Below are 16794 nucleotides of genomic sequence, written 5' to 3'. Positions count from 1 at the left end.
CCATATCAAGGCTGTCACTGTTTCCAGTTTATTTAGTATTTCCACATCAACAAAATTTTAATGGCAAAAAGCAAAACAGTATTCGTTTGTCAGAATTGCGGTTCTGAATCTCCTAAATGGATAGGAAAATGCTACTCTTGTGGTGAATGGAATACTTATGTGGAAGAGATAGCCATTGTTGGAAAGCAATCGGGTTCGCTCTCAGCTTCTCCATCATCCGCATCTGCGAGAACCAAGCCGGTGCCGGTAAACGAAGTGGCTGTTGACCAGGTGCCGCGCATCGACACCCGAATCGGTGAGTTTAACCGTGTTCTTGGTGGCGGAATGGTGCCAGGAGCACTGGTGCTTTTGGGTGGTGAACCTGGCATCGGAAAATCAACCTTGGTATTGCAGATGGCGATGCAGTTAACTTCCCATACCGTGCTGTATGTTTCAGGAGAGGAGAGTCCGCAGCAGATTAAGCTTCGTGCCGATAGGTTATCTAAGGATCAAGGTGCACATTGTCTTGTAGTGAGTGAAACATCCCTCGAGAAAATCATCAATCACATCGATAACACCAATCCGGGTTTACTAATTATAGACTCTGTGCAAACGATGGAGCGCGAAGGGGTTGAATCGGCGCCCGGCAGTGTGTCACAAATCAGGGAGTGTACAGCTGCAATTTTGAGAGTGGCAAAGGAGCGATCCTTACCTGTATTGCTTATAGGTCATATCAACAAAGAAGGAAGTCTGGCCGGACCTAAGGTGCTTGAACACATGGTTGATGTGGTGCTTCAGTTTGAGGGAGACAGACATTACATGTATCGGATATTAAGGTCAATTAAAAACCGGTTTGGCTCAACATCGGAAATTGGAATCTTCGAAATGCAAGGCAATGGATTACGTGAAGTTACTAATCCAAGTGAGATGCTTCTTGCGCATCAGGATGAGGATATGAGTGGCATTGCCATTGCTGCTGCCATCGAAGGTATGCGGCCATTTTTAATTGAGGTCCAGGCATTGGCCAGTACTGCTGCATACGGTACGCCGCAACGCTCTTCTACGGGATTCGATTTGCGCCGCTTAAACATGTTGTTGGCAGTGTTGGAAAAGCGTGCCGGGTTTAAACTGGCTGCCAAAGATGTTTTCCTCAATATTGCAGGCGGCTTGCGTGTCAGTGATCCGGCAATCGATTTATCGGTGGTGAGTGCCGTATTGTCGTCTAATACCGACCTATCGGTATCACGAGAGGTGTGCCTTACCGGTGAAGTAGGGCTATCCGGAGAAATACGCCCCGTGACCCGTATCGAACAGCGCATTGGAGAGGCTGAAAAATTGGGTTTTAAAACCATTGTAGTGCCTCGTTACAACAAGGGTATCGATTTTAAGAAGTTTGATATCAGAGTGGTTCAGGCTGGCAAACTGGAAGAAGCCTTTAAACAACTATTCGCTTAAAGAAAAAAGGTTCAGGACGTTTTGCCTGAACCTTTTTTATGTAAGTCACTAACACAGCTTGTGATTAAAAGAATTCATCACTGGCCTGCTGATAATATATCTCCATCTCTATCTCATCTTCGGATTTTGGCGTCCTTTCGTCCGGGCATTTCAGGTTGATGTTGAAATTGAGTGGACGTTCAAATTCATCATCCAAACTGATGCCAATGCCCGGTGTTGCGTAAGCCCCCTGCATATACAAAGCCCATACCGGCAGAGCCATGTTTGCACCTTGTCCCATGGATAGGTTGTCGAAATGAATGGCACGCTCTTCACCTCCAACCCATATCCCGGTTACCAGGTTAGGCGTTACACCTATAAACCATCCATCAGAGTTATTCTGTGTAGTTCCGGTTTTGCCGCCAATGGCACCTTTCAGGTTGTATCTGAGGCGCAATCTTACTGCAGTTCCCGTGTTTACTACTCCTTCAAGCAGGTTGAGCATTAAAAATGCACTCGACTCGTCAATGGCTTCGCTGCGGCGGGGATTAAAAGTGGCTATTACATTGCCGTAGCGGTCTTCGATGCGGGTCACAAATAAAGGTTCTGAATGTACGCCTTTATTGGCATAGGTGGCATAGGCAGCTACCATCTCACTTAAGCTAAAATCAGGAGTACCCAAAGCAAGCGCCGGAACGGCATCAATCGGACTTTTTATGCCGAGAGTACGTATCATTCGGGCAACTGCCTCAGGGTTGTATTGTTTCATAATCCAGGCCGTGATGTTGTTGTTCGACTGTGCAAGACCCCATTTTAGTGAAACCATTTCGCCCATGCGTGCGGTGCCTGTATTTCTAGGTGTCCAGGTTTGTCCTGTGGGCAGATAAAATGTTTGTGGAATGTTGGGAACCATGTCACATGGCGTTAACCCTTCCTGCATGGCAAGGGTATACACAAATGGTTTAATGGTTGAACCTACCTGGCGCTTACCCATGGTTGCCATATCATACTTAAAATGGCGATAACTTGGCCCTCCTACATAGGCCTTCACGTGGCCGGATTGTGGATCCATTGAGAAGAGACTTGCACGTAAAAACGACTTGTAGTAGTGAATCGAATCCAGCGGAGTCATTATTGTGTCCACATCTCCTTTGTATGTGAATACACGCATGGCTACTGGCCTGTTAAAAACCTGCCGAATCGAATCCATCGGTACATTTTGCTGGCGCATAACCCTGAACCGGTCTGTTTGCTGAATGGCTTGGTTTATGATGTTTTCGTATTGTTCCTGAGTTACATGTCTGGAAAATGGTGCACGTGCGCGACCTCTTTTTTCATTGAAAAATTTGGGCTGCAAATCCTTTCCCAAGTGCTGAATAACAGCCGCCTCTGCCGAGATTTGAAGTTTCGAGTCAATGGTAGTATATATTTTTAGTCCATCGCGATATATATCCCATCTGGTGCCATCTGCTTTAAGGTTTTTGTTTACCCATCCATACAGAGGATTTGTGGCCCATTCAACACTATCTTCCAAAAACTTTTGGTTCTGCCACGATGCGTAGTTCTCTCTGCGTGGTTGCTGTGCCGCAAGTGTTAACCGCAGGTATTCGCGAAAATAGGGAGCCAAACCGCCAATGTGGTCTGAGCGCTTAAAGTCCAAACCTAACGGTAGCTGTTTGAGCGAGTCAAAGTCTGTCCGGTTTATGTGACCTGCTTTAAACATTTGTCCTAATACCACATTGCGTCGGTTCGTGGTAAGTTCAGGACGGCGAACAGGATTAAAAAGTGAAGGGTTCTTTAACATCCCAACCAAAACCGCGGCTTCTTCCACTTTAAGTGAATCGGCCGATGTGCTGAAAAAGGTTGCTGCTGCCGACTTTATGCCATAAGCGTCATAAATGAATGGCGCCTTGTTCAGATACATCGTGAGTATCTCCTCCTTTGTGTAGCTTCGTTCCAGTTTCACGGCAATAATCCACTCTTTGAGCTTCTGCAGACTTCGTTCCCAGATGTTTTTAGCGGGTTCGTGAAATAGGAGTTTAGCTAACTGCTGGGTGATGGTGCTACCTCCTCCTGCACCCTCTTCGCGCAGAAGTATTGTGCGAACCAGTACGCGCCCTAATCCACGGGCATCTATACCGGAGTGATTGTAAAAACGCACATCCTCGGTGGCTACCAAAGCATTGATTACATTGGGTGAAATCTCTTCATAGTCGGCTCGGCTGCGATTCTCCTGAAAGAAATTTCCAAGAATGATATGGTCAGCAGAGTATATTTCTGTTGCCAGATTGCTGTGTGGGTTCTCCAGCTCTTCAAAACTGGGCATGAAGCCTAATGCTCCGGCAGATAAGAGGTAAAACAGTAGAAAGACCATGAAGATAGTCCCTGCAAAAATACCATAAAGCCAAAACAGGATTTTTTTTACCGAAGGTTTCTGTTCCATATAAATATAATGTCTGATAATGGATTTCGCCGTAAATTTAGTAAAAATGAAAGTAATACCATTTAAATTTGAGAAAGAAGCGTGAATGGTGTCCGGGAATATTATAAATCAAGATGTTCTTAAATATTTGACTGTGTTACACATTATTTTATAAATTTGCGACCCGAAACGGGAATGGGATTGTGGTGCTGAATCACACAAAAATAATGCCAGCCCACATAGCCAATTTGCCTGTAATGACTTATTAGAGAGCGTTTCAGTAGGCTGCTCACGAACCGATTCTCCGTAACGATGTTTTATTGACAAGGTCGATACAATGACCGATTTTATTTTTTGAGATGGCGAAAAACACTAAAGATAACGAATTGAATCTGGTGATAGTAGAGTCACCAGCCAAAGCCAAAACCATTGAAAAATTTCTGGGAAAGGATTTTTTGGTGAAATCCAGTTACGGACATATCCGTGATTTGGAAAAGAAAGATTTCGGAATCAACATTAGCGGAAATTATCAGCCTCAGTACGAAGTATCACCCGATAAAAAGGAGGTGGTAAAGGAATTGCGCGATCTCGTTAAAAAATCTTCTACCGTATGGCTGGCTTCCGATGAAGACCGTGAAGGGGAGGCCATTGCATGGCACCTTGCCGAAGTGTTGGAACTCAAGCCCGAGAACACCCGGCGAATTGTGTTCCATGAAATCACCAAAGAGGCCATCCTTAAAGCCATTAAGAATCCCAGGAGTATAGATATTAATCTGGTTGATGCACAGCAGGCACGCAGGGTGCTCGACCGCCTAGTGGGGTTTGAGTTGTCTCCGGTTCTTTGGAAAAAAGTGAAACCGTCACTTTCTGCCGGTCGTGTGCAATCAGTGGCTGTTCGCCTGATTGTGGAGCGCGAGCGTGAAATATTTGCCTTTCAGGCTGAATCGGCATTTAGGGTTACGGCTGTTTTCGTTGTGGATGCTGTGGACGGAAAGAAACAGGAGGTTCGCGCAGAGCTGAATCAAAGGTTTAAAACGGAGAAGGACGCAGAAGCTTTCCTTCAGCATTGCGCAGACTCATCATTTGTGGTAGCCGATGTGTCCAGAAAACCATATACCAAAAGCCCTGCGGCTCCTTTTACTACCTCTACACTCCAACAGGAAGCTGCCCGTAAGCTGGGGTTTTCTGTTGGTCAAACCATGTCGGTGGCGCAGCGATTGTATGAAGCGGGAAAAATCACCTACATGCGTACCGACTCGGTAAATCTTGCTGACTCCGCCGTATCAATGGCTGTTGCGCAGATTAAAAAGGAGATGGGTGAAGATTATGTAAAGGTTAGACAGTATAAGACAAAAAGCAAAGGGGCTCAGGAGGCTCACGAAGCCATTCGTCCCACCTATCTTGATAAGGATTCGGTTTCGGGAAGTGCCGCAGAACAAAAGCTTTATGAGTTAATATATAAACGCACGCTGGCATCGCAAATGGCCGATGCTCGAATTGAAAAAACCAGTGTTACCATCGACGTGAAAGGTTCGCCCTATCATTTTCAGGCAGTAGGTGAAGTGATTCTCTTTGATGGGTTTTTAAAAGTTTACATCGAATCTACCGACCAGGAAAGGGAGGATGAAGATAACCCCGGTTTCCTGCCACCCATGAAACCGGCTGATGTCCTTCATCTCGACATCATGGAGGCCAGAGAACGGTGGACTCAAAAACCGCCCCGCTTTACCGAAGCAAGTCTGGTGCGAAAGCTTGAAGAACTTGGCATCGGACGCCCATCAACCTATGCACCTACCATTAGTACCATTCAGCAAAGAGGATACGTGGTTAAAGAGGATCGCCCCGGCTCACCAAGAAACTACCGCTACATCTCGCTCAAAAATGGTAAAGTTGCCGGTAAGGAGAAGACAGAGAATACTGGTGCCGAGCGTTCCAAACTCTTTCCTACCGACATCGGAATGGTTGTGAATGACTTTCTTGTCAAGTACTTCCCGAATGTGGTGAGTTATGATTTTACTGCTGAAGTGGAAAAGCAGTTTGACCTCATTGCCACAGGCGATCTTGTCTGGAACGAGGCAATTCACAAATTTTATGTGCCGTTTCATAAGCAAGTTGAAGAAACGCTCGAAAAATCGGACAGAAATACCGGCGAACGCATTCTGGGCAACGACCCCAAAACAGGTAAACAGGTGAGCGTAAGGATAGGGCGCTATGGGCCAATGGCTCAACTCGGCGACAGCACCAACGAAGAAGAGAAACCGATGTTTGCATCGCTTACCCGTGAACAACACATCGAAACCATTACACTTGAGACTGCTCTGAAGTTGTTTGAACTGCCCCGTGAACTTGGCCTTTATGAAGATAAGAAGGTAGTTGTTGGTGTTGGTCGATTTGGACCTTATGTGCGTCATGATGGGAAATTTGCCTCGCTAAAGAAAGATGTGGACGACCCACTCGAGATATCTCTTGACAGAGCCATTGAATTGATTGAAGAAAAAAGGGAGCGAGACAATAAAAAAGTTTTAAAGTCGTTTGAGAAAGAGCCGGAACTTCAGATTTTAAATGGTCGGTGGGGGGCTTATATTGGTTACAAGGGAGCCAACTACAAGATACCAAAGAGTGCTGAAGCAGAGTCGCTAACACTTGAAGATTGCTTGAAGTTGGTTGATGAGGCAGATAAAAAAGGAGGTGTGAAAAAGGGTAAGGCAGTAGCTAAAAAGGGTGCCGGAACCAAAACTTCCACCGCAAAGAAAACAACTGCCACAAAAACAACAAAGACGGCAGCAAAAACAACAAAGGCCAAAAAGAAATAGAATAACGTGGACATCGTTCATTATCTGGAACCATATAAACCAATTCGGACAACAATCCCCGGAATCAGTCAGGAGGAGTCGCTGGCTGAACGCGTCTCGTTTTTCGGAGGAGGTGAAGATTGGTTCAGGAATGCAAACTTCCAGATTGTTATAATAGGTGTGCCCGAATCGCGAAATGGTGCCGATAATCGGGGATGTGATGCAGCTCCCAATCAGATACGTAGATGGTTGTATGCCCATCGGGGCGACAATCTGGATGTAACCATAGGTGATGCCGGCAATGTGCTCGGAAAAAGCATCAACGATCGTTACCATGCCCTTAGCGATGTAATTACATATTTTCGAAACCTGAAGTCCATTGTGGTGGTTCTCGGCGGCTCGCAGGATTTATCAATGCCCATATTTAAGGCGTTGAAAGGTATATCTGACAACGTGAATCTGGTGGCGGCCGATGCAATGCTGGATGTGGATGTAGCTAACGAAGATTTTTCATCCCGATCATGGTTGAGCCATCTTGTTGCCGATTACGCAACATCTTTAAGCAACCTTTCGGTTATTGGCATACAGAATTATATCGTGTCTGGTTCTCAGGAGGGGTTTGTTACAAATCGTTTTTTTGAGATTCTCCGTCTGGGTCAGATACGTGGAAACGATATTGATAAAACAGAGGTACCATTGCGTGATGCCCATTTTTTTTCATTTGATTTTAGAGTGATAAAAGAGCAGCCACAAATAATGGATGAGGTTTTATCGCCACATGGACTGGAACCACATGAAGCTTGTCGGATATGCCGATATGCCGGAATGGGTGAGCAAATCAATGTATTCGGGCTGTTCGATGTTCCCGGCTCAAAATCAGAGTTGAAAAACAATGACCTGCTGGCAGCACAACTGGTGTGGCATTTTATTGAAGGGTTAGCGGGACGCTTTGGCGACTATCCAAATCGTTCCATCGATGCTTATAAGTATTATGTGGTGCCTTTTGAGGGTGAGGATCCAGGACTCGAATTCTTTCACAATCAGGAGAATGGGCGTTGGTGGATGCGCGTGCCGGCAGACAACGGTTCTGTGGTAATGGCATGCAGCCGCGACGATTATCGAAAGGCCCTTAAAAAAGAGTATCCGGACAGATGGTGGCGTTCCTTCATGAGAAGAATGCCGGTAACAAAAGATATAACAAATTGTTAAAGGTTCCTTTCAAAAAAAATGAAACCTTTGAAGCCGAAAATAAGTATATGGAGTCAGTTTTTAATTATGCGAATAAACGCTCTTTGAAGCTATTTCTCCATCCGAACAGAGCATTGCAAAATGCTTCTTTGTCGGATACGGCCAGAGGTATTTTTTTTCATTTTCGATCTTTTTGGTCGTGGAGTTTTATTTTTTTTGTGTTATTTTGCAACAATTCGTTGGTCTATGCACAGATGGAGCCACAATTTAGCCAGAATATGTTTAACCCCATCGTGGTTAATCCTGGTTTTGCAGGTAATTCCGGCAGGATAAATGTGGTCGCAATGGACAGGCATCAATGGATTGGTATGCAGGGAGCTCCCAGAACAACGGTTGTGGGCGCCGATATGGCAATAAAAAATGTGTTTGGAAATCCAGGCGGAGTTGGACTCACAATAATGAATGATGAAATCGGGTTTTTTCGTAATATCTTCATTCAGGCTAGTTTGTCCCAGAGGTATTTTGTAGCTGATGGCACATTGGGAATTGGGTTCTCTCTTGGGATTTTAAACCAGGTTTTTGATGGTACCAAGGCGGTCACTACCCCGGGGGGCGGAGGATCATACCACAATGCCACAGATAATCTTGTCCCAGGCACCGAGGAGAGTGGAACTGCCTTTGATACAGGCCTTGGCGCGTGGTTTAGCAGATCAGATTTCTATGCCGGAATATCAATTTTACATTTATTTGAGCCAAAACCAAACTTTAACGATCAATTGAACGTATATATCCCACGTTCTTTTTTTATAACGGGTGGTTATAACTACGCCTTCATCGAGGCTCCAGTGATGTTCAAACCCTCATTTTTCCTGAAAAACTCAGGAAATTCCTGGCAACTCGATGTCAATGCACTGTTTGAGTTTCAAGGAAGATACTGGGGCGGAATTTCATACAGAATTCAAGATGCTGTGGTGTTTTTAGGCGGAGTTGAGTTGCGAAACGGGGTTCGGATTGGTTACAGTTATGACCTCACCACCTCACAACTCCGAAAAGTCGGCGACGGCAGTCACGAGATAATGGTCGGTTACACGTTTGACCTCTCCTTCGAAAAGAGAGAAAAAAGATATAGAAGCATTCGGTTTTTATGATACAGAGAATGAATTAAAATAGTACAGTTTAAGAATATACGATAACTATGAAGAAAGTACTTGCCCTGAGTTTCGTTTTACTCACAATCTTGAGCGGATGCGGTAAATCCGGCAACGGTGAGCTTGTTGGGGTGCCACGTCGTGCTTCGTTCTATGAACCTGACCCTTTTGGTATGTTGTTTATCCCACAGGGAAGTTTCAACATGGGGCTCAATGACCAGGACATCGCCAATTCGATGACCACCCAAACCCGTACGGTTTCAATTCCTTCCTTTTGGATGGATGAAACTGAAATTACTAACAGCGAATATCGCCAGTTTGTATACTGGGTGCGCGACAGTATCGCACGCAGAATGCTTGGCGACCAGTTCGATGAATTTCTGATTTCAGAAGACCGCTACGGAAATGAAATTGATCCACCATTTATCAACTGGCGTACCCGCCTGCAGTGGACCAATGAAGAATATGCAGAAATTCTTGATGATCTTTTCCTGCCTGAAAACGAGCGCTTTTTCCGCAGAAAAGAAATCGATACACGTAAACTTATTTACGAGTATGAGTGGGTTGACTTGCAACAGGCAGCAAAAAAGACCAACCGATACAATTTTGAAACCAACTCGTATGAAGGAGAGGTTTACAACCAGTTCGGAGAACGCATCCCAATTCAGGATCGTTCAGCTTTCATCATGAAAGATCGCGTCAATGTATATCCTGATACTCTTGTTTGGATTGCAGACTTTACCTATTCATTCAATGAGCCTTGGACAGAAATGTACTTCTGGCACCCCGGTTTCGATGAATACCCTGTTGTGGGTGTGGATTGGAAACAAGCTACGGCTTTCTGTATTTGGCGTACACAGTTGCTTAACAACTTCCTGCGCTCAAAAGGACAACCAGAAGTAATGGCATACCGCTTACCAAGCGAAGCTGAATGGGAATATGCTGCGCGAGGTGGTCTAAACCAAAACATCTATCCATGGGGTGGATTATATACTCGTAACGACAAGGGATGTTTCCTTGCCAACTTCAAACCGCTGCGCGGTCGTTATGGCGACGATGGAGGTATGTACACAATGTCTGTTGCATCATTCTCTCCAAACGATTTCGGACTCTATGATATGGCTGGTAACGTGGCTGAGTGGACTTCCAGTGCTTTTGACGAAACGTCTTACAGCTTTATGCACGACATGAGCCCTACGTATAAGTATAACGCTTTGCCCGGCGACCATCACGTGATGAAACGTAAAGTTGTCAGGGGTGGCTCCTGGAAGGATATCGGTTTCTTCCTCCAAAACAGCACGCGTACATACGAATATCAGGATTCTGCCAAATCCTATATCGGATTCCGTTGTATCCGTGATTATATCGGAAATTAATTTTGCATAGAAATATTAGATCTATATATCATGAGTGGAAGTGGTTTTTTTGCAAGTCCCGCCTATAAGAAGGTGATGTCTAAGGTTTACGGGATTGGTGCATCAGTAGTGATTCTTGGAGCACTTTGGAAGATTTTGCACCTACCGGGAGCTAGCTTGATGTTGATTGCCGGTCTGGGTACCGAAGCGATTATATTTTTCCTGTCTGCTTTTGAACCTCCGCACGAGATGCCCGACTGGAGTCTGGTCTATCCTGAATTGGTTGGACTGGAGCCTCGTGAAAGGGCTGTTGGCGCCATTGCAGGTGGTGGCGGTGGTGGAAGTGAACTCACTGCGCTTATCCAAAGTGGACACCTCGATGCCGATACAGTACAAAAGTTAAGTGATGGTATTAAGAAACTGTCGCTGACAGCTTCTCATTTAGCCAACCTGAGCGATGTCAGCAATGCCACTGAGTCCTACCTTCAAACCATGAAGGTTGCATCGGAGAGCGTAGGCAATTTGTCTAATGTTCAAATGCAGCTGGGACAATCGGCAGAAGCCCTCGCCAGCAGCTATGCCAGCACGGCTAAAGTGGTGGCCGACAGTGGCACCAGGTTCTCTCAGGAACTGAGCAACACAGGCGAAGGATTTGTGCAAACCATTAAGGAAAGTGGCCAACAGTTGGTTAAGTCTTATCAGGCAATGGGTGAATCCATGAATCAGCAAATTGAAAAAGTTGCTGCCGATGGTTCTAAATATACCCAGGAACTGGCTGTTGCCAATCAGAAGCTCTCCTCAATCAATTCTGTTTATGAGTTACAGCTTACTAGTTTAACTTCTCAGGTTGATGCATCCAAAGATCTTTCCAAAAGTCTTGGCGAAATCAGCCAACACCTTAACCAGTCTGTTGCTGACACTGTTGTATATAAGCAAGAAGTAGCCAATTTGTCAAAAACACTTGGCGAGTTGAACTCAATCTACGGAAACATGCTTAGTGCCATGAGTGTAGGTGGACGGTAGTTTACACCAATAATTACAGAACCAAAAGAATTTAAACTATGAGTGGTGGTAACTGTCCTGAAACGCCGAGGCAAAAGATGATTGGGATGATGTATCTCTTCCTGACAGCCCTTATGGCATTGAACGTTTCAGGTGAATTATTGAACGCATTTATTTTGGTGGACCGAAGCATTTTACAAGCTAAGGAATCTGTGGAAGCCAAAAACTTCCATCTCTATTCCGATTTTGAAAGTGCTTACGCGATGAACCAAACTAGGGTTGGTCCCTATTACTATAACAGCCGTTTGGTTCAAGAAGCGGCCGATAGTTTGGATCGCCATATACAAAGCTTAAAGGAGCTATTTGTTTTTAAAGCCGACGGACCTGATTATACAGTTGAGAACTATCGTTCTGCCAGTAATCAGAACATCGCTGCTCAGGTTATGCTTACCGAGTTGCAGGGTCGTCGTAGTCTGGAATTAAAAACAAAGATTAATGAGTATCGGGAGTTGCTAAAAGGCATGGTGGAAAATGACTCAAACTTGCTTTCAACACTTGATGTGGCGCTCTCAACTCAGGATCCTCCAGTTAGGGATAACGTTAAAAGAGCCTGGGAAGATGAGAAGTTCTCTTATATACCGCTGTCAGCTTCTATGGCTTTGTTAAGCCAGATACAGGCCGATGTGCGAAATATGGAAGCCGATGTGGTTCGCTATCTTTTTACGCGTATTGATGAAGGGTCATTTAAGTTCAACAGCATCGAGCCTCTTGTAATACACCGTTCGGACTATGTTATTCAGGGCGATGAATATTACGCAGAGATTATGGTAGCTGCGAGAGATACCACTCAGCCACCTGTGGTCACAGTTGACGGAAGAGGGGAGTTGCAAACCCGCGAAGGACGCGGTATTCTCAGGATTCCCGCTAACAATGTAGGGGAGCAACGCTGGAGAGGCAATATTGCCGTGATGGGACCTGATGGCTCTTCAAGAAATTATCCTGTACAGGGTAGCTTTGTTGTAGCGCAACCTAACGTGGTAATTTCGCCTACAAAGATGAATGTGTTTTATGAAGGTGTGGAGAACCCGGTAGAAATTTCAGCACCAGGTATCCCTAGTGAGAATCTTCGCGTAAACATCAATAACGCCAAAATCACCCGTAGAGGTGCTGGTTATGTGGTAGAACCTAACGTCGGTTCTGCCGGACGTGAAGCAGTTGTCACAGTTACCGCTAACATAAATGGCAGGGAACGAAGCCTGGGAAGCAGAAATTTCCGTGTTAATCGTGTACCTGACCCTATTGCTAAAGTTAATAATCAAAGAGAAGGTACCATACCAAGGGCTATTTTGCTCGCACAGCTAGGGGTTGTTGCCGACATGGAGAATTTTGATTTTGACCTTAACTTTAGAATCACACAATTTACCGTAGCTACACTCAGGGGACAATACATGGTTGATGCAACATCAAATACAAACCGCTTTACCGAAGAACAGAAAGATCTTATCAGAGGTACTGTGCGTGGACAACGGGTTTACATTGAGAATATCAGGGCTGTAGGACCTGACGGACGTACCCGGGCATTAGGGTCAATTACTTTGACCATCGACTAAACAGGTAACTGTCACTGGGTTTAATTATCAGATATATTAAAACATACAACAATGAGAAAACAGGTTTTATTCTTTCTAGGTATACTAATTATCGGACTTAGTTCGGTATTTACAGAGGTGCGTGCTCAGCGGGATGGAAGGCCTTTGGATAACATATTCGATAAGGAACATATCCGCAACAAGCGACCAATTCCCTATCCATCCATTCGCGAAGCTGACATCATCTGGTCAAAAAGAGTATGGCGCATCATTGATCTTCGTGAAAAGGTTAATTTACCGCTTTACTATCCGGTTACCCCTAGCGACGATCGCTTCAGCCTAATCAGCTTATTGCTTCATGGCATCAAGTATGAGGGTTTAAATGCTTACTCTATCAACGACGATGAGTTCAAAGTACGAATATCTCGTGATGATGTAAATGAGGCGATGGGTGCTACCCTTGAAATTACCAGGGTAATTAACCCCGATACTGGAATAGAGGAGGAAGTAGAGGTTATGCGTGATGAACGTGTAGACGAAGTGAAGCAAATTTTGGTGAAGGAAGTTTGGTATTTCGACCGAAACTACTCACGTATGGATGTTCGCATTCTGGGTATTTGCCCAATTCGCGAGTACACTAACCTTGCCGGTGAGGTATTGAAGCGTCAGACTTTCTGGATTAACTATCCTGAAGCACGTGATTTGTTTGCCCGTTACGAAGTATTTAACACCGGAAACGATGCCCAACGTCGCTCTTTTGACGACATCTTTATTAAGCGTTTCTTTGGAAGCTATATAGTGCAGGAATCTAACGTGTATAACCGCGGAATACAGGATTATGCCGTAGGCGTAGAAGCTCTGCTTGAATCGCAGCGAATCCGCAACGAGATTTTCACATTCGAGCACGATCTTTGGGAGTTCTAAAAGATTGATGTTTTCTCAGAGTTGAACTGATTAAAAAAACCGGATGATTTCTCATCCGGTTTTTTTTGTTTTTAATTGATTGTTATAGCGAACTGTCTCCAAACTCTGTTTTTATATCGGCAGTAAACTGACGTATTTGTTGTTCATTGGTTTTTGGACAGATAAGCAGGGCATCACCTGAATCAACGACGATGTAGTCATTAAGTCCTTGTATTACAGCTACCTTGCCTTTTGGTATGTTCACGATGCTGTTTTCTGTATCGTACAGTAGGGTTTTTCCGCAAATGACAGCATTGTTGCTCTTATCTTGTGCAGAATATTCATATAACGAAGACCAGGTGCCTAAATCTGACCAGCCAAAATTTACCGTTTGAACAAATACGTTTGCCGCTTTTTCCATCACGCCATAATCAATTGAGATGTTCTTGCACTCAACGTATGTGTCATTAACTGCTTGCTTTTCGTTGGGAGAACCAATTTTACCGTCTAGTTTTGTAAATAGGTTCTGTACTTCAGGCAGATGAGCGGCAAAAGCTTCATCAATGGCCTTTAATGACCAAATGAAAATGCCGCTGTTCCAGAAGAACTCTCCACTCTCATAGAAAACCTTCGCCAGTTCCAAATTTGGCTTTTCGGTAAATGTTTTTACTTCGCTGAAGGTGGGATATTTTGTGTCGTCGTTTTTACCTATTTGAATATAGCCGTATCCGGTTTCGGGGCGATGCGGTTTTATACCCAGAGTGAGCAGCGCATTTTTTGAGTTTACAAAAGCCAGACCTTTGTTAATGGAGTTAATAAACTCATCTTCATTGATGATTAAATGGTCAGCCGGGGTAACTACTATTTGTGCATCTTTGTTCCTTGAGCGAATGAATGCGTTGGCATAGGCGATACATGGTGCCGTGTTTCTTCGAAATGGCTCGAGTAGCACCTGTTCAGGTTTAAGTTCAGGTATTTGTTCAATAACTTTCTCCTTGTATTCCGCGCTGGTAACAATAAGAAAATTTTCTGGGGAACAGATGGGTGCAAAACGGTCAAATGTTTGACGTAGCAGACTTTTGCCTGTGCCAAGGATATCCAGAAACTGCTTTGGTGTTGAGGCTTTGCTTAAAGGCCAGAAACGGCTTCCAACTCCACCAGCCATTATCACACAATAGGTATTCTCCTTCATTGGTCTAATATTTTGATTAATTTATGTGTTTGTTCTATAAGAAATGATGCCTTTTTTTATTCGACTTCTTTTTTTACTTTTTTGTTGATTTAATCAAGGACGCATCGCTATAATTACCGACTTAAGCTATTTGGTACATGTGGGTAAAATTTAAGTTGATACACTGTTTTGCAGATGGCTGCTTTTTAAAAACATCCCGCTCATTTCGAATGCATATTACTCTTTTTTCCCGATTTCATTTCAACCTACTAAATTAGTTACTATTTTTAAAAAAAAATTACTCTATGAACTTTTTGTTCCACATGGGGCGTTATGCGCTCTTTGTCCGTCGGGTATTTGGTAAGCCTGTCAATCATCGCATTTTTTTCAATCAGATAGCGCAGGAAATGGAGGCACTGGGTATTAGCTCAGTAGGCATTGTTGTGATAATCTCATTTTTTATGGGTGCGGTAATTACATTACAGACAGCCTATAACATTGAAATGCCTTTTATTCCGAAATATACCGTTGGTTTAGCGGCACGTGATTCTATACTGCTTGAATTTTCAAGTACAATTGTAAGCTTGATTCTGGCTGGTAAAGTAGGCTCTCATATCGCATCTGAAATTGGCACCATGCGTGTTACTGAGCAAATTGATGCGCTTGATGTTATGGGAATAAATTCAGCAGGTTTCTTAGTGTTGCCCAAGGTAGTGGCGCTGGTTGTGCTGAATCCTTTTCTTGTGATGATAAGTATGGGAGTTGGTATTTTTGGCGGTTGGATAGCCGGAACATCAACTGGAGTGGTTCCTTCGGCTGATTATATTTATGGAATACAGTATGGATTCATCCCGTTCTACGTGATTTATTCACTGATTAAGGCTGTGGTTTTTGCCTTTCTGATAACCACCATTTCCGGTTATTGGGGTTACTATGCATCAGGAGGTTCCCTGGAAGTTGGACGCAGTAGCACAAAAGCTGTAGTTGTGAGTAGTGTGCAGATTTTGCTCTTTAATTTGTTGTTAACCCAATTGCTATTGGCATGATTGAAGTAATGAACTTAAGCAAGTCATTTGATGGGGTTCCTGTATTAAAAGATATATCGGCTACCTTTAAAACAGGATGCACCAATTTGATTATCGGCCAGAGCGGATCAGGAAAAACAGTACTGCTGAAATCTCTCGTAGGACTCCATGTTCCGGATGAGGGACAGATTCTTTATGATTCCAGGAATTTTACAGAGATGCATCGCAAAGAGAAGAAAAGCATTCGACAAGAGATTGGCATGTTGTTTCAGGGTTCTGCGCTTTTCGATTATCTTACTGTTGAAGAAAATGTGCGTTTCCCCCTCGATATGTTTTCAGGTTTTTCGCTGGAAGAGCGACGCGAAAGAGCCAATTTCTGCTTAAAGCGTGTAAACCTTGAGAATGCCAACCATCTGTTTCCATCGGAGATTAGTGGCGGGATGCAAAAGCGTGTTGCCATAGCACGGGCCATTGCGCTCAATCCCAAATATCTTTTTTGTGACGAGCCTAACTCTGGTTTGGACCCTAAAACAGCCATCGTTATAGATGAACTCATCCAGGAAATCACTCGCGAATATGATATGACAACGATAATAAACACCCACGATATGAATTCTGTATTCGGCATAGGTGAGCACATCATTTTTATAGCCAAAGGGAAAAAGCAGTGGGAAGGTTCCAATGATGAAATACTCAGTAGTGAGAATCAGGAACTGAACGATTTTATTTTTGCCTCGAAGTTTTTTAGAAAGATTATGAGTGGCGAGAAATAGTCAATAACCAAAC

At 44.1% G+C, this 16794-nt stretch carries 12 protein-coding genes; 10 read left to right on the top strand and 2 right to left on the bottom strand.

Annotated elements, in window-relative coordinates; translation table 11 throughout:
• The first annotated feature begins 60 nt into the window (after positions 1-60).
• A complete protein-coding gene (radA, locus tag ALKIM_RS0107085) occupies positions 61-1434 on the top strand; it encodes a DNA repair protein RadA (RefSeq protein WP_026474025.1) in 1374 nt (457 codons plus the stop codon).
• A 64-nt stretch (positions 1435-1498) separates the two neighbouring features.
• Here the strand turns inward: radA and ALKIM_RS0107080 are convergent, their stop codons facing one another.
• Entirely contained in the window at positions 1499-3856 is a 2358-nt protein-coding gene (locus ALKIM_RS0107080; protein WP_026474024.1) for a transglycosylase domain-containing protein, read from the bottom strand.
• 338 nt (positions 3857-4194) lie between these two features.
• Here ALKIM_RS0107080 and topA point away from each other — a divergent pair, with 338 nt between their 5' ends.
• Genes topA through porN form a run of 7 tightly spaced genes read left to right on the top strand, consistent with a single transcriptional unit; the run spans position 4195 to position 13833 of the window.
• Positions 4195-6648: a type I DNA topoisomerase gene (topA, locus tag ALKIM_RS0107075; protein ID WP_026474023.1), complete on the top strand. Its 2454-nt coding sequence runs from the start codon at positions 4195-4197 to the stop codon at positions 6646-6648.
• Between the two features lie 6 nt (positions 6649-6654).
• Positions 6655-7836 (top strand): arginase family protein, encoded by a 1182-nt coding sequence (locus ALKIM_RS17905; RefSeq protein ID WP_044117795.1) that lies wholly within the window; start codon positions 6655-6657, stop codon positions 7834-7836.
• Entirely contained in the window at positions 7779-8963 is a 1185-nt protein-coding gene (locus ALKIM_RS0107065; RefSeq protein WP_052345462.1) for a PorP/SprF family type IX secretion system membrane protein, read from the top strand. Before ALKIM_RS17905 ends, ALKIM_RS0107065 begins: the two co-directional genes overlap by 58 nt.
• A 47-nt stretch (positions 8964-9010) precedes the next feature.
• Positions 9011-10339: a T9SS ring complex lipoprotein PorK/GldK gene (porK, locus tag ALKIM_RS0107060; RefSeq protein WP_026474021.1), complete on the top strand. Its 1329-nt coding sequence runs from the start codon at positions 9011-9013 to the stop codon at positions 10337-10339.
• 30 nt (positions 10340-10369) lie between these two features.
• Entirely contained in the window at positions 10370-11341 is a 972-nt protein-coding gene (porL, locus tag ALKIM_RS0107055; RefSeq protein WP_026474020.1) for a type IX secretion system motor protein PorL/GldL, read from the top strand.
• A 38-nt stretch (positions 11342-11379) separates the two neighbouring features.
• The gene (gene porM / locus ALKIM_RS0107050; protein WP_084555827.1) at positions 11380-12930 is read left to right on the top strand and encodes a type IX secretion system motor protein PorM/GldM; all 1551 of its coding nucleotides are present in this window, start codon (positions 11380-11382) and stop codon (positions 12928-12930) included.
• Between the two features lie 51 nt (positions 12931-12981).
• Positions 12982-13833 carry a type IX secretion system ring subunit PorN/GldN gene (gene porN / locus ALKIM_RS0107045; protein ID WP_026474018.1) on the top strand — a complete coding sequence of 284 codons (852 nt, stop codon included), beginning with the start codon at positions 12982-12984 and terminating at the stop codon, positions 13831-13833.
• An 82-nt stretch (positions 13834-13915) separates the two neighbouring features.
• Here the strand turns inward: porN and ALKIM_RS0107040 are convergent, their stop codons facing one another.
• Positions 13916-15004 carry a mannose-1-phosphate guanylyltransferase gene (locus ALKIM_RS0107040; RefSeq protein WP_026474017.1) on the bottom strand — a complete coding sequence of 363 codons (1089 nt, stop codon included), beginning with the start codon at positions 15002-15004 and terminating at the stop codon, positions 13916-13918.
• Positions 15005-15288: 284 nt separating this feature from the next.
• Between ALKIM_RS0107040 and ALKIM_RS0107035 the strand changes: the two genes are divergently transcribed.
• Both ALKIM_RS0107035 and ALKIM_RS0107030 read left to right on the top strand, forming a co-directional pair.
• On the top strand, positions 15289-16029 hold the full coding sequence (locus ALKIM_RS0107035; RefSeq protein ID WP_026474016.1) for an MlaE family ABC transporter permease: 741 nt from the start codon (positions 15289-15291) through the stop codon (positions 16027-16029).
• Entirely contained in the window at positions 16026-16781 is a 756-nt protein-coding gene (locus tag ALKIM_RS0107030; RefSeq protein ID WP_026474015.1) for an ABC transporter ATP-binding protein, read from the top strand. Before ALKIM_RS0107035 ends, ALKIM_RS0107030 begins: the two co-directional genes overlap by 4 nt.
• The last annotated feature ends 13 nt before the right edge of the window (positions 16782-16794 follow it).

The organism is Alkaliflexus imshenetskii DSM 15055, assembly GCF_000517065.1.
GTDB lineage: Bacteria > Bacteroidota > Bacteroidia > Bacteroidales > Marinilabiliaceae > Alkaliflexus > Alkaliflexus imshenetskii.
Note: the sequence above shows the minus strand (reverse complement) of the source record. Positions and strands in the feature narration are given on the sequence as shown.